The sequence below is a fragment of the Candidatus Nitrosocosmicus sp. FF01 genome, from assembly GCF_047711275.1.
GTDB lineage: Archaea > Thermoproteota > Nitrososphaeria > Nitrososphaerales > Nitrososphaeraceae > Nitrosocosmicus.
Genome location: NZ_JBLNIG010000001.1, coordinates 742349 through 756632, shown reverse-complemented (window position 1 = coordinate 756632; position 14284 = coordinate 742349). Strand labels below are relative to the sequence as shown.

The window sequence follows — 14284 nt, the reverse complement described above, 5'->3', positions numbered from 1 at the left end:
TATGGTCCCAACGAGATACTAGGATCAAAGAAACTCAAAGTCTGCAATCCTGGAAAAGAAGTAATAAGTTAAGTCCAGTTGTCAAAAATAAAAGAGGCAACATAAAACCCATTAGAGGTTAACTCAGAGTATCATCTTAATCTCATCAACTGTCGGTTCTAATTTCATAGTAAAGTCTAAATCTTTCAAACAGAAATAAATTCAGTCGGTAGAACATTCGAACCCCTCTTTGCTTGGTAAGTATTAAAAGTATAAATCACGTCAGACTAATACAAATTGCAATTGCCCAATCTTGACTCTGAGGAATACGATATTTTCAAAAGTGTACAGGATAGGGTGTCTCACAGTATTGAGAATAAAGGTTTGTTAATAGATCTTTCTACTGATTCATGCAGAAAATATCTACAAAGAAAAGTTAATTCAAATGCGAAAGTTGTCGTCATGTATATCGATATTGTCGGATCTACACAGATGTCTCATGATATCTCTCCACTTAGTTTGTCGATTATAATTCAAATATTCTCACAAGAGGTTAGTCTTTCGATAGTAAAATTTGGGGGTTATGTTTTGAAATTTGTTGGTGATGCCGTAATTGCCCTTTTTCCTTCGGATTATAATCCTACAAAAGCAATAATGAACTCATTGGACTGTGCGAGGTATATTAGGAAAGTAATAAAGAAAGGGATTAACCCCGTATTCCAAAAAAATTGTTTTCAGGAAATAGCTGTTAAAATAGGGATAGAATATGGATCAGCATTGGTCTTATTATATGGCAGGAATATCGAACATGCTCACATTGATTTGATTGGTTTTAGCATAAGCATAGCCTCTAAAATTACATCAATGGCTTATCCTGACGAAATTATTGTGGGAGAAAATATCTACAATAATTTAGATCAGGGTAAGAAAGAAAATTTTCTTGCCCTTTATGATCACCATAATAAATGGAATTCAGTAATGAAGTATAACAACAACCTAAAATACCACATATACAAGTATATCAAAAATTAAAATTATAAATCTGTAAATTTATTTCTTGAATATTTTTATTGCTTGAGGAGGGCACACATTTTCGCATGCTAGACAGAATATACAATCCTTCTCTCTTATCATAAATGGTTTTCTTTCTGAAGCGGGATGACCCGGTGTATCTAGCCATTCATAAACGTTGACAGGACATGCATCTATGCAAGCGCCATCTGACACACATATGTCAAAATCAACACAAACGTCTGTACCCCATATCCCAAGCTGTCCTGGTGCATCATACGGGCCCCAAACTTGGATGCCTTGAAATTTACCCACAGGCTGTCTTGTGGATTTGAAACCTGTATCTATTGGGCCTTCAGCAGCTTGATGGTCTGTACCCGTACCTGTTAATTGCAGAGTAGTATTCTCTGATAATGGAACAGCTACAGGGGTGGGAGGTGTTGGGACAGATGCTAATGATAATGCAGACTGGTTTTCTACAGAACTGTCGACACCAGGTTTACCATTTGAAACTACAGTTGATGTCGCAGACAATGATTTTTGGTCTTCTTTGAGATCACGTGTCTGATTGGCCAGTGGAGTAATCTCTTCCAACCTTTTTATTGCATCTTCTTGGCTTAACTTTTGAATCTTTTGATAGTAAGAAATTAACTTTTGGCCTATCTTTGTGTTTCTTATTATATTATCGATAATTATTTTTGCTCTATGATCGGCCTTTTGCCTGTAATTTTTTATCCAGTAAAAATCACCAAAATTCTCTATTGGCCTAATTTGATAAATTATATCTAATACCTCACCGGTAACTATTTCAACAGTAACATCAAGTTCTGCTGACTCTTTTTTATTTGAAAAAATATCAAATCCCTCTTCAACCCATTTTGATGTGACAAATATTCTATCTGCATAGGTATCTAAGGTGTACCCGAGTTTTTTCAGCTCGTTCATTAAACCACTTATCTCAGATTGGCCAAACAATTCTACAGGCAACCTGAATATTCCAAGCTTTGCACCATGAGTTGGATAAATTCCTCTTTTTGCAACTTCAGAAAGCATTATCCAGACTTTATCTGATAGCAAGAGAGACATAGAATAAAATTACTCTTACAGTAGGATATTAAAACTTATGTGATCCTTTCTAGATTCTAAATGTCGTCTGGACAAGTCATTTCTCTTATTTCCCTATATCTTTTCTCCATTTTTTCTGCATCTTCAATCACATAGTTGAGGTTGTATCGTGACTTCGGATATAACCACCTTATTGTTACTCTGTGGCCCCTCCCTTCCAAGTCATAAATCATACCCCTGACAGATTCAATACCGGTTTGCTCGTCCGTGAACTTGTCTTTTATTTCTAAACCCCGTTTTGTCTTGTCTACTAATTCATAAAAATTCCTGTTTTCATAAATAAAATAGAATCTTGCTTTCTTAATCGGGGAAGGTTCCATAACCGGCTTAACAGGCAGATTATCGTTCAAAGCATATTAACCCTTTCTATTTTTCAATTGGATTTCCAATCATGTTACCCCATTCTGTCCATGAACCATCGTAGTTTTTAACCGATGGATACCCTAACAAATACTTTAATACAAACCATGTGTGTGATGAACGCTCACCTATTCTGCAATAGCATATTATGTGTTTATCTGGAGAAATGTCATTTCCTGCATATAATTTTTCTAGCTCATCTGCAGTTTTGAATGTCCCATCTTCGTTTAGAGCCTGTATCCACGGGATATTTTTAGCACCAGGTATGTGGCCACCCCTTTGTGCATGCTCCATTGGATATTCTGGAGGGGCAGTTATTTCTCCCTTGAATTCTTTAGCAGAGCGAACATCAACCAATCCCACTTCTTGTTTCTGAAGAGATCGTTTAACATCATCAAGGTATGCTCTTATACCCTCATCAGGAGCAGAGGCGATGTAATTGCTGGGGTTAGCGACAGGCTCTTCTTTTGTATACGGCCTGCCCTCAGATTCCCATTTCTTTCTGCCTCCATTCATGATTTTGATTTTTTCGTGTCCAAAGTATTTGAAGACCCAGAAAGCAAATGCAGCGAACCAATTATTGAAATCTCCATATAGAATCAATTCGTCATTTTTTTGAACCCCAAGGCGCGACATTAAATTTTCAAATTGTTTTTTGTTAATGATATCTCGGGTAGACGGATCATTGATATCTCTTTTCCACCATACCATATGCGCATTTGGGATATGCCCTTCCTTGTAGGCATTCTCAACATCATAGTCCACTTCCAGAATTTTGATTTCATTATTTTTTAGATTATTACTTACCCAGTCTGTTTCACATAAGACATTTTGATTGGCATATTGTTTGGTCATAAGTAAATTACCGGCTTTGAGTATATAATATATTTGTCAAACTTGCCATCTGGTTAAAAACAATAAAATAGTACGTGAAATATGTTTGAATAAAACAACCAAAAAGGGCCGGTAGTTTAGACTGGTAGAATACCTGCCTTGCATGCCATAGGCAGAGGATACGTAGGTGGTCGTGGGTTCAAATCCCACCCGGTCCATCCTCATACCAGCAATAGAATTGTCAGCCTACAATCAGAAACTTGTACAAATAGCCACATATAAAAAACAAATATCATACATGCTGAGACCATTCAATGAGATCTGGCTCTCAAGCTCGGGATAAAAAATAAAACATTATGCGACATGAGAATATGATTTGATAATTCGCTTTCCTTGATCCCTCCCCCCAAAAACATTGACACAAAGAAACTCAAATGCCATATTAGCATTGCCAATCTTTTTAATGAAATCCGACAAATTGGGTCATAGTTGCGTGGAAAAGTAAAGACTAGTTCCCATAAGGAAATGTGCGATATTCTTTATTCTCGGGCTAGATAAACCACAACACGTGTAGATACAAAAAGTAGAGAAGGGCATCTGTACACACTAACTATCCTTTTTTAGTAAATAAAACTCGACGATTCTTCATTTTTGCTTCATTTCCTATTATATGTGTTTTAATTTCAACTTCCCCTTTGTTGATATTTCAGGCATCAAACTGACAGTCACTTAATACAACGAATGTGTCCAATAGGCGTCTAATTAGTAACATATTTGATCTTCAATACTCACCACTAGTCAATTTTACTTTAAAAATCGACCAGATTTATGGACATCTGAATCCTCCGGTAACGAACAGACTTTATGGAAATGAAACATTGACTGTCTCACTTGCTGGTCACCCCAACGAGTAAATATATCCAATCAATAATTGAGCCTCAACTTACAATTCAAAAATAAACAGATCGCTTTCAGATACACTTTATTCAAAACTTCCGAGGCTTCCTGATCTTCCCAAGAAGTCTACGTATGATGAGTATGTAGGCCAGGTGGTAGAAAGTAATTCCATTCTCAAATAAGCATTAAGTGAAGCGACCCCCAATTATTTTCAAAATGATACAACATTTGAAATCTTTGTAATTGTTGATCTATTGGATACTGCCGATACGGAATATCAAGAAGGGATTACAAACAATTCTATAACGGCTATGTTGAGATATCAGAATAGTAACGCATTTGTTCAGATCGCGCACAAGCTGTTTTCCGACATGACAATTTACCACGACGACAACAGTACGTTGACTCTTCACAATAATTTTACACATTTATTTGACTTGCTTGATTCTGCAATTCAAAAATATTTCATCCTAAACAACTCGACTCATCTATTGTTAATATATCCCTAAGTTTGTCAAATACTATTGAGTTAGATTTACATACTCTTTTAAGCAACCTGGGAAACACCTCTGACTAGAAAGAATTTTTCTACAAGTATCATTTTCTAATTTAGCATCAATTCATTTTCTAATTTAGCATCAATTCATAGAGATATAATAAGTTATATCTTGTAGAAATCGCTACTATTAACAGTATTATGCATCTCTTGATTATCGGAAAAGGACAATAAAAATTAGCTCAGATGTTGTCTACATTCACTTAGAGTTCCGAGATAACTTTTCTTAAATTAATTTGAAAATGTAACTTGTAATATTTTATGGATGTAATGAATATAGTAACAATCTCAATAGACAAGGCAAATGTAATCAGAATCATGTCACTGATTCAATGGTTTGCAATTTTTCGTATTCTGATTTCTCAGGAAAATTTTTAGCACCATATCGCCAAAAAAAGTAAGCGAAAAAAAGAATTTTATCCCAGTTAGTCTTGCTTTAATATAGGAAGGTATGCTGATTACTAATTTTTTTTTATTTAAATTTCTGTTTATTTTTTGTTCATTGACTTTGGTTATTTTTCTTGGTTCAAGTAATTTTCAACACGTTTTTTCTTCTACAGATGAATCATCCAGTGGTCAGTTGTCTTCACCATTATCTTCATCATTGGCATCATCGGATCAACCAAGTTCTAGTACGGTAATTACATCAAATGATAGTTTAAACAATAATGCCGCAGGGTTAGAAACCTTTGAGACAGGAATGGAAGCCGAAAATAAAAACAATTGGATTTTTGTCAATCACGATATATTGGGGACCCGTAATAGCAATCAGACTGAAATAGGAAAATCGAATATCGACAACTTGGAGGTTAAATGGCGGTTAAATAATACATTTGAAATTCAAGAGCCTCCAATAATCGTTGGAAACACCGGCTATTTTCAAGATTACATTGGTAATATTATTTCCTTTGATACCACAAATGGAGATATCAATTGGAAGTTAGAAACAGGAGGAGGCCCAACGATGGGATTGTATTATTCTAATGGTGCTATTTATGCAACGGTAGGAACAGAAGCAAAAATTATCTCTATCGACGCTGAAAATGGAGAAATCATCTGGGAATCACCTGCGTTAGGCGATACAAGCCTGGGATATGCTATTAATTCCCCTCCACTTTTATGGAAAGACTATGTCCTTGCAGGTTCAGGAGGTAGTGGATTACCACCTGGTGAAGGGTATGTTAAAGGTAACATTACCGCTCTGAACAAGACAACCGGGTATATAATTTGGAATATAGACACTACAGCCGGCGAGTGGGTAGATGATGAAAAAAATCCACCCAATGGAGGAGCCACGGCCTGGTCAGGGGGTTCAATTGATCCTGATACTGGTATCGCATATATTCCCTTAGGAAGTGCCTCTCCTAATTTTAACGCATCTACAAGACTGACTCCAAATCTATATTCAAACCACATGGTAGCCGTAGATATTCCTTCCGGCAACATCATCTGGGCGACTCCGTTTATCGCTCATGGCACAGTGCTGGATATAGATGTACCCGATAGTCACGATTGGGATGCATCTTGGGGAAGCAGTGTCAGTAATGTGAGATTCGACAATGGAACAGTAAAAAAAGTAGTAATAGGACATGACAAAGCAGGTAATCTTATTGCCATGGACGCTATTTCAGGAAAAGAAATTTGGTGGACTACTCTAGGCAAGCAAATAGGGACAGAAAAGTTACCTTCTCCCGAAGGAACAGGTATGACTTGGTCGCATGGTGTATATAATTTTCACGCAGTCGATAACGATACTCTCTACATAACATCAACCAATAGAGGGTTGAACTTTTTTACTGACGGAATAAGTGGACATAAGGAAGCCCCAGATGAATCGATTGAACAAGGTTTGGTGAACGGAACTATTTATGCTATCGAGCTAAAGAACGGAAATGTAAAATGGAAGATTGATACAGAATATCCCCCCCGGGTTTCGCCCATGATCTCAAACGAAATACTTTACACGGGTTACATAGAATTTGGGAATAATGAAAGAAATGGTATAGTTTTGGCTTTGGATAAAGATACTGGGGAAAAGCTTTGGGAATACAATGTCGATGCATCGATTTCTCCTGTAGGTCCTTCTATAGGAAATGAGATGCTATTCATACCAACGGAGAAAGTGAATGTAGATGGCGACAATAATGATGATGAAGATGAAGAAGAAGAAATCGGCGGCTCCATAGTAGCGTTTGGACTAAAGTGATAGAGACTTTGCATGTTCCTTTTCTTCAGCGGAGCAATGCAAACAACACAAAAGAATCGTGTTTGACTTGTTGTTCTTGTACTTTATCGTGCAAGTTTTGCATTGTTCAGAAGCGCAATAGTCACATTTTCTAACTTCGTTCTCACATATTAGATTAGAGCAAATTCTGCAATCGCTATAGTGTTTGTTGCAGATAGTATTGTTACAGTAAAAGCATCTTTTGATTTCGTTTCCCCTAGTAATATCAATATTTTTCTCGCAAACTATACATATTTTCTTAGCAGAAGGCAAATTAACCTACCCTCCCATTGACGAACAATTTCTCCAACAATACATGATATTAGAGCGTATTGCAAATAAAAATCATTGACAAAGCTTGCATTCCAACATCCATGTGTATTTGAGTCAAAGCAGCCTCCCCTCTCTTTTTTTGACATACCCACGTAATCGACCACATTATTAAAGTAATTTGTTGTTATAAATACAGCCAAATTCCAAAAAGAATAGTCGGGTTATCTTGCGACAGCTAAATTCTAATTTAAACGAGTATACCAAAAATCGGCTCAAATATTTGTGAAACTAACAATACCATCTAAATTGAATATACTGATTGATATACTATGGGTCTTTTTGCAATGAAAATTTATCTATCGACCCTTTAACTATTCAAGTAGATATTAAGCATCATCATCGATGACCACTGATCCGACAAATTTAAAAAATTGAGAGGCAGGAGATCCGAATTAGCATCTTACATATTTATATAGCTTTAATTTTCTATTATAAAATACTAGTGTGCTATTATCTAGTAAAACATTTTAGAATAAGACCTTATGCTAAATGTACAAAAGCGTCTTAAGAATTATAAATAAATCAAAAAAGCAAAGTAACTTTGATTATGAACAATATTATTATTCTTAGTCTAATTACTATGATTACATTGTTTCTTGTTATGAATACTAATTATATATTTGCAGATAAAATTGATTCTTCAGAGTTGTTTGACGAGTCGGGTAGTACAGGTCTTGAGAGTCAGGCAAACGAAGCAAAGGACATTAATCAAGATAATTATCAGAATAATCACTGCAAAGATAGTGCAAAATGCGAAAATCAATCTTTCGAACAGCTCAACAATCAAAACAATCATTGCAAAGATAGTGCGAATTGTGTAAATGAATCCGTATCAAATATTTTTGTCTGCGAGGAGAGATCATTATGTTTGATTCAATATGAAGGTCCATTTGAGCTCCTAAATCCCTATTAAATTCTACTTCTACCAATTTTAGCTCAGCTGGGTTATTTGGTTTGAGGTGTATTATCCAACTGATTAAAATAATCAACTCTTCGCGATAGTCAGAAACTATAATAGTATTATGCTCGACAAACCACCAAAGCATTCTGCCAAAAATACTTGAAATCGTCAGTGATTGTAATGTTGAATTCTTATTCTACAAAGGTTTAAAAAATTCAAAAATATCTGTATTATCATGAAGGTGCAACAATTAATTTGCGACAAATGTAAAGTCGTATTATTAGAAAAGGATTCTAAACATCTAGACAATGAAAGGTTTCCTATAACTGACGAGGAAGCCAAAATTATAGATAAAGAACACAGAGGTCATGAATGCCATATTGAACTGGTAGAAAAATTTTGATTCCGACAGGGTTGTTGCAAACAAAGAACTTTAATAATAACTACCAGAAAAAAATATTTGGCAATGAAGAAAATTTTTTATGAAATTGATGATTAAAAAATGTTATCCCTCGGAGCCATCTTTCCTGTATATCTTTTACGTAAATTTTGTTTTTGATGTCGGTGGCGGTTTTTAGTCTCTTTTTTACTTTTAATTTTTTTTAAGAGTTGAAGAATTCGTACTTGTGTTCCTGGCTACAAAAGTATTCTATTTTTTTCACCCCTAAATTGGCATCTCCGTCTATATGAGCCCACGCTTGGCTTTCATGCAACTTTGTACCACAAAAAATACACACAACCGTCTCAGTTTCTAAATTTTCATCTTCCTTACTTTCGGCCAACGTTCGTACCAGATTGCTGTATTCTGTTATATAATTTACATTGGCGAAAGGATTTATGTGAGACAATCAAATAAAAAGATCATTGTCGTTCTTTGGAAATGCAGCCGGCAACAATAGTAAAAAACGAGACAAATACAAGGAATTAACGCTAGCCATAAAGCAAATTGTTCTGGAAAGAGCAAAATACAGATGTCAGAATTGCTCAAAAAAATTATCAGGTACCAATTCACCTAATTTTATTCATCTTGGATCAAAAAAAGATAATAGACCTGAAAGTTTGAGAGTAGTGTGTCCGCAATGCTTTGAGGAAAACGCTCCAAGTGAAAAGGGCCCAATGTTTTCTTCTCTCAAAAAGATTTTTTCCAAGTCCTAAAACTTGGAAAATACCAAAATTTTTTAGTTTTTCACAAGTTAGTTGCTCAGGATAAATATAATAGATATTATCATCCTAGCTTAAAGTTTGCCTTCATGAATGGATGTAAAGTACAAAAGTAACTCGTACTCTGATTCGGATAGAGTTGAAGTATCAAGTACATATTTTTCGTTCGTCATTATTAAAGATGAATCAAAAGACTTGCCATCATCTGCAAAACTAGTAACCGTATGTGGAACATTATCTAAATTCGTCCATTCTATTGCTTCACCTTTCTTTGCTTCTATAATCGCCGGCTCATAACTTGGATTACCTTGGCCAGATGCTCCTGCAGGTATTGTAGCCGGAACTATAGTGGTATTAACTACTTTAGGAATGGTAGCTTCTTCGGTAGAAGTTGCGTTATTCTCACCGTCGGTACTTGCAGTAGCTGTGTCACCCATCCAAATTGTAGAAATCAAAATTCCCGAACCTACGACCATGACAATCACACAGGCCGCGGATATTTTCATAAAATGTGCCATTTTTTTATATGAAGCAATTATTATGATAATCGAAGGAATGCTAATTGTAAGAACAATAGCCATATACTGAAAAATGGATGGGACCTTTGTGCTTACTTGTACGGCGCCGATAATTCCAGCACTGATAAACAAAATGAGGATAATTCCTGCAGCAGTCTTTGCCTTTTTTGAAGTAGGAAATCCATCCTTAAATAACCCTGCAGTTAAAAAGATCAAACCAAAAAACATACATAAAATTGATACAGCATGCATACCATCCATAAAGGTCTTTGCAATTCCAGATAAAGCAACAGTCACACCAACTGCTCCAACAGTTGTTAATCCAGCTCCAGGCATAAGCAAGTCCCAGTCTGTCATGAATATGTTAAGGGTGGTAATGGCATAATTAATACTTTCTTTATTTCAGGTCGTCAATAATTTATTAAATATTAAAGCCAGATTGAAAATATGGACAATCGATCAATGATTGTTAATCAAACGCACCTGTCATTTCTAGATCAATTGGTTAAAGATAGCCGTCCTTTTGAATCCTGTGCTATCCTGTTAGGAAAATGCGACAAGGGCCAATATTTTGTTCAAGAAATAATACCAACTCAAAATGAAGAATCTTCTGAGATACGGTTTACAATAGATGATAATAGGCTTTTTGAAATATACAAATTGGCCGATGATAAAAATATGTCAGTCATTGGAATATTTCATTCACACCCATCCTTGCCGTTTCCTTCGGAAACAGATAAAGTCTATATGAAGATAAACCCTGTTCCTTGGATCATAAAATCAACTACGACAAATGAAATGCGATGTTTTATTTCTGAGGACCAAAAAAATGGTAACGAAAACAATATGATTAGTGAGATCGAAATTAAAGTCAGGGACTGATACGAGTCGTATCCCTTGGATACAGAACAGTTTCTCTTATGTTATTTACACCCGCTAACACCATGAGTAATCTATCCAAACCAAGGCCACAACCTGAATGAGGTGGCATCCCCCATTCAAAAACCCTTAAATGATCTTTAAAACTCTGGTGCGAAAGACCCTGCACCTCTAACCGCTTTTTGAGTTTCGACACGTCATGTTGTCTAGTACCCCCTGAAACTAACTCCAAATAACCAAACTGTAGATCAAAGGATTTGGAGATTTTCGGATCATCTTCCTTCTCATGGATGTAAAATGGCTTTAAATCCAGTGGCCAATCAAGTATAAAAAAGAATTTGTCGAACCTTTCACCAAGTCTTTTTAGCGAAGCATCTGAAAGATCTTCACCAAATTCGACTTTCTCACCCAGTTTTTTTAGCTCAGTTATACAATCTTCATATCTAATTCTAGGAAACGGTTTATTGATTAACTCCTCAAATGTTTTTTGCTCAAGTAAGGGATTTTCTATTTCCACTCGCCCCGAATCTTTAGTAAAGTTAAGGATTCTTTTGATCAGATCTTCTACCAGATCCATCACAGCTGTATAATCAAGATAAGCAGCCTCCATATCCACACTTTGAAATTCGTTTAGATGTCTTAAGGTGTGGGAATTTTCAGCTCGAAAATACGGAGCAATCTCAAATACTCGGTCTAAAGAGAGTACCAATTGCTCTTTATATAACTGGGGACTTTGTGCAAGATATCCTTTCCTCTTAAAATAATCAAATGAAAAGAGATTAGAGCCTCCCTCGCTTGCGCTTCCAATAATTTTTGGTGTATTTACTTCAATAAAATTTTGTTCTGAGAAAAAATCCCGAATTACGCGAAGTATTCCAGAACGAAGCACAAAAATGTTTAGCACCTTGGGGTTCCGAAGGTCAAGGGCCCTGCTATCAAGCCGAGTGTCAAGATTTGATTCAACTCTACCTGTAGGATCAATAGGCAAGCTCAGTGATGCCTCTGAAAGCACAATTATTTCGCTTACACTCAACTCGATTGGAAAATTTTTTGACTTTGTATCTTGAACTATTCCAATAATTAAAACATTACTCTGTCTAGGAATATTGCGCGCCTTTTGCAAATGTTCTCCTTTCAATACGGTTTGAACCAATCCGGATACATCCCTTAACATTATGAATCCAAGTTTTCCTATGTCCCTAAAATCTTCAATCCATCCTGCCACAATAACCTCAAAACCAATATTCTCCTTTGTAATCTGTGACGCATAGTGTGTTCGTGAAAAATTATTCATCCTGTTGTGGGTCGTAGAAGTCATAACAAAAGAAAAGAATCAACAACCTTTTAATTAAATTACCTATAGACGAAAAAAACTCTAACCATCGGATTCAATTATAAGGTCAATTTTTCTAACGGCCATTGATATTTTTTTTATGGTTTCAAGTTTGTTTTTATCAATTTTAGCAAACGCCGATTTTTCAATAACGATTCTGGTTAGCTTACTATCATCTGGTAACCAAACGAAATTTACACTTTCCAGATGTATTGGATGAAACAAGTTCTCTAAAAATCTACGATCGTTTGAATCGGATTCAATTATCCATACAGACTTGCCAAATGCATTGTTAATTATTTTAGAGAGATTGTCATTTGAGCGAATTAATCTGACATCAGAGTTCTTTAAGAGCAATACCTGTTCTTTTTCAATCTCTATGGCAGAAACAAGCGTCATTTTGTTTATTAATGGATCTTTTTGAGCCAGTTTAGAAAGAATAATCGAACTATCTACATCAGCTTGTGTTATTTCACCTGATTCAAGCTTATTTTCACATAAATTGCACAAAATACCTGTTTTAGCATCAAAAGTACAAATAGGAGTCTTAAGTACCACCTTAAATTTTAAAAATAAATGCACTTAAATATCTTTGATTTTGCGACATTCAGATTTAATTACCCCATAAAAAAATAAATTAACAGTTAAACCAAATTGTGTAAAAAATTTTTATACCCTGTTTTCATTTGCATTTTGGTAAGAAATTCAAGTTATTTGGCAACTTTTTGTTGGTGGTAGTTGTCAGGTATGGTTCATTAGTTATTGGATCTCGCAGTACAAAAACCCTTAACCTTATTCCCATCACAATGGTATAGTAAGCATTTTCTCGTTTCAAGATTTTTTCAGAGATTGTTTTAACATCAAATATTTCTCCATCTATCCCAACTTTCTCAATAATTCCTTGGGCATTTTTCTTTACACATGAAATAATGTATTCTGATGTCATTGCCTTCCTTCAATATATATTAAGAATATGGTCCAAATTAAAACCTTAAATAATGAAACTTATATGCAACTATCTGATTGTTTTTGTTACCATTATTATCCAGTTCTCAGTAGCCGAAACAAAATTATCATCTGAGAAAGTATATGCTATAGATATAGTATGCTACTGCGACTACTAATATGGGTTAAAACGTAATTTAAGATGAGAAAAAAATTTAAAGAAAATAATGATCAGGTTAGTGAGACGTCATCTGATAAAGTGATAATTAGAGATTTATCTATTTCTTACAAGACCAGATCTAGAACTGTTGTCGCAGTTGATCAAATGTCTTTTATAATTAACGATGCTGAAGGTATCGGTATTATAGGGGAATCTGGATCTGGAAAGAGCACAGTTGGATATGGAATCATGCGATCGCTTCCAGAAAACGGCTTGGTTGAATCGGGAACTGTTTTGTATGAAAGCACCGATCTTTTGAAAATTCCAAAGAAAGAATTTGATTTCAAGTATCGATGGAAAAAAATATCAATGGTCTTTCAAGGTTCGATGAACAGCCTGGACCCTGTCTTTACAATTAAAAATCAGATGAGAGAAATTTTGGCCACCCATCGAAGGGATCTGCCCAGAGATAAGCATAACCAGATTATCAAAAATGCATTACAAGATGTAGGGCTGGACCCTAGTTATGTATTAAACAAGTATCCCCATGAACTAAGCGGTGGAATGAAGCAAAGAATAGGCATAGCCAATGCGCTACTAGCAGACCCTACGATCCTAATCGCAGATGAACCAACAACTGCTTTGGATGTGGTGACACAAGCACAAATTTTGCAGTTACTAAAAAAATTAAAGAGAGAAAACAAGATGAAAATCATAATAATTACCCATGACATGTCTTTGATACCAAATTTGGTCGATAAGTTGATTATTATGTATGCGGGTCAGGCAGTTGAAATATCTGATGTCGCCTCCGTTTTTAAAAAGCCATTACACCCCTACACTCAGGCTTTAATTCAGTCAATCCCCAAGATTAATTCTACGGAGAAAAACATACGGTTCATTAAGGGGAATCCTCCAGATTTGGCAAATGTAGATAGAGGCTGCAGATTTAGATATAGATGTCCAAAGGCTTTTGACAAGTGCGATCTTGATCCTCCAGACTTTTACGTCGAAGACAACATGGTGAAGTGTTGGTTGTATGAATAACCAAATTATATGTTAAACTCC

Annotated in this window: 16 protein-coding genes and 1 tRNA gene; 9 read left to right on the top strand and 8 right to left on the bottom strand. The window is 35.4% G+C overall.

Annotated elements, in window-relative coordinates:
* Positions 1 to 282: 282 nt before the first annotated feature.
* Positions 283 to 1011, top strand: a complete 729-nt coding sequence (locus tag ACMT7R_RS04115; protein ID WP_415310179.1) for an adenylate/guanylate cyclase domain-containing protein — start codon at positions 283 to 285, stop codon at positions 1009 to 1011.
* Between the two features lie 18 nt (positions 1012 to 1029).
* On the opposite strand, the gene ACMT7R_RS04110 is transcribed toward ACMT7R_RS04115, so the two are convergent.
* From ACMT7R_RS04110 to ACMT7R_RS04100, 3 genes are read right to left on the bottom strand one after another with little or no spacing between them, the layout of a single operon-like run.
* Positions 1030 to 2076, bottom strand: coding sequence for a ferredoxin family protein (locus tag ACMT7R_RS04110; protein ID WP_415310177.1), 1047 nt, complete (start codon positions 2074 to 2076; stop codon positions 1030 to 1032).
* 56 nt (positions 2077 to 2132) lie between these two features.
* Positions 2133 to 2465, bottom strand: coding sequence for a hypothetical protein (locus tag ACMT7R_RS04105; protein WP_415310176.1), 333 nt, complete (start codon positions 2463 to 2465; stop codon positions 2133 to 2135).
* 16 nt (positions 2466 to 2481) lie between these two features.
* Entirely contained in the window at positions 2482 to 3330 is an 849-nt protein-coding gene (locus ACMT7R_RS04100) for a sulfurtransferase (RefSeq protein ID WP_415310174.1), read from the bottom strand.
* 105 nt (positions 3331 to 3435) lie between these two features.
* Here ACMT7R_RS04100 and ACMT7R_RS04095 point away from each other — a divergent pair.
* The 5 genes from ACMT7R_RS04095 to ACMT7R_RS04075 all read left to right on the top strand — a co-directional run bounded on the left by ACMT7R_RS04095 (position 3436) and on the right by ACMT7R_RS04075 (position 8623).
* A tRNA-Ala gene (locus ACMT7R_RS04095) sits at positions 3436 to 3527 on the top strand.
* 933 nt (positions 3528 to 4460) lie between these two features.
* Positions 4461 to 4715, top strand: coding sequence for a hypothetical protein (locus tag ACMT7R_RS04090; protein ID WP_415310173.1), 255 nt, complete (start codon positions 4461 to 4463; stop codon positions 4713 to 4715).
* 549 nt (positions 4716 to 5264) lie between these two features.
* Positions 5265 to 6968, top strand: a complete 1704-nt coding sequence (locus ACMT7R_RS04085) for a PQQ-binding-like beta-propeller repeat protein (RefSeq protein WP_415310171.1) — start codon at positions 5265 to 5267, stop codon at positions 6966 to 6968.
* 952 nt (positions 6969 to 7920) lie between these two features.
* A complete protein-coding gene (locus ACMT7R_RS04080) occupies positions 7921 to 8232 on the top strand; it encodes a hypothetical protein (protein ID WP_415310169.1) in 312 nt (103 codons plus the stop codon).
* A gap of 223 nt (positions 8233 to 8455) precedes the next feature.
* Positions 8456 to 8623, top strand: coding sequence for a hypothetical protein (locus ACMT7R_RS04075; RefSeq protein WP_415310168.1), 168 nt, complete (start codon positions 8456 to 8458; stop codon positions 8621 to 8623).
* Between the two features lie 199 nt (positions 8624 to 8822).
* Here the strand turns inward: ACMT7R_RS04075 and ACMT7R_RS04070 are convergent, their stop codons facing one another.
* On the bottom strand, positions 8823 to 9068 hold the full coding sequence (locus tag ACMT7R_RS04070; protein ID WP_415310167.1) for a hypothetical protein: 246 nt from the start codon (positions 9066 to 9068) through the stop codon (positions 8823 to 8825).
* 16 nt (positions 9069 to 9084) lie between these two features.
* Here ACMT7R_RS04070 and ACMT7R_RS04065 point away from each other — a divergent pair, with 16 nt between their 5' ends.
* Positions 9085 to 9375: a hypothetical protein gene (locus tag ACMT7R_RS04065; RefSeq protein WP_415310166.1), complete on the top strand. Its 291-nt coding sequence runs from the start codon at positions 9085 to 9087 to the stop codon at positions 9373 to 9375.
* Positions 9376 to 9455: 80 nt separating this feature from the next.
* Here ACMT7R_RS04065 and ACMT7R_RS04060 read toward each other — a convergent pair whose 3' ends face one another.
* Entirely contained in the window at positions 9456 to 10256 is an 801-nt protein-coding gene (locus ACMT7R_RS04060) for a hypothetical protein (protein WP_415310165.1), read from the bottom strand.
* 90 nt (positions 10257 to 10346) lie between these two features.
* On the opposite strand from ACMT7R_RS04060, the gene ACMT7R_RS04055 reads away from it, so the two are divergent.
* A complete protein-coding gene (locus ACMT7R_RS04055; RefSeq protein ID WP_415310163.1) occupies positions 10347 to 10781 on the top strand; it encodes a Mov34/MPN/PAD-1 family protein in 435 nt (144 codons plus the stop codon).
* Here ACMT7R_RS04055 and aspS read toward each other — a convergent pair.
* The 3 genes from aspS to ACMT7R_RS04040 form a co-directional block, all read right to left on the bottom strand.
* Positions 10771 to 12096, bottom strand: coding sequence for an aspartate--tRNA(Asn) ligase (gene aspS, locus ACMT7R_RS04050; protein ID WP_415310161.1), 1326 nt, complete (start codon positions 12094 to 12096; stop codon positions 10771 to 10773). The two genes, ACMT7R_RS04055 and aspS, sit on opposite strands and share 11 nt — an antisense overlap.
* A 57-nt stretch (positions 12097 to 12153) precedes the next feature.
* Entirely contained in the window at positions 12154 to 12669 is a 516-nt protein-coding gene (locus tag ACMT7R_RS04045; RefSeq protein WP_415310159.1) for a transcription elongation factor NusA, read from the bottom strand.
* A gap of 124 nt (positions 12670 to 12793) precedes the next feature.
* Positions 12794 to 13057: a DUF3892 domain-containing protein gene (locus ACMT7R_RS04040; RefSeq protein ID WP_415310157.1), complete on the bottom strand. Its 264-nt coding sequence runs from the start codon at positions 13055 to 13057 to the stop codon at positions 12794 to 12796.
* Positions 13058 to 13258: 201 nt separating this feature from the next.
* On the opposite strand from ACMT7R_RS04040, the gene ACMT7R_RS04035 reads away from it, so the two are divergent.
* Positions 13259 to 14263, top strand: a complete 1005-nt coding sequence (locus ACMT7R_RS04035; RefSeq protein WP_415310156.1) for an ABC transporter ATP-binding protein — start codon at positions 13259 to 13261, stop codon at positions 14261 to 14263.
* The last annotated feature ends 21 nt before the right edge of the window (positions 14264 to 14284 follow it).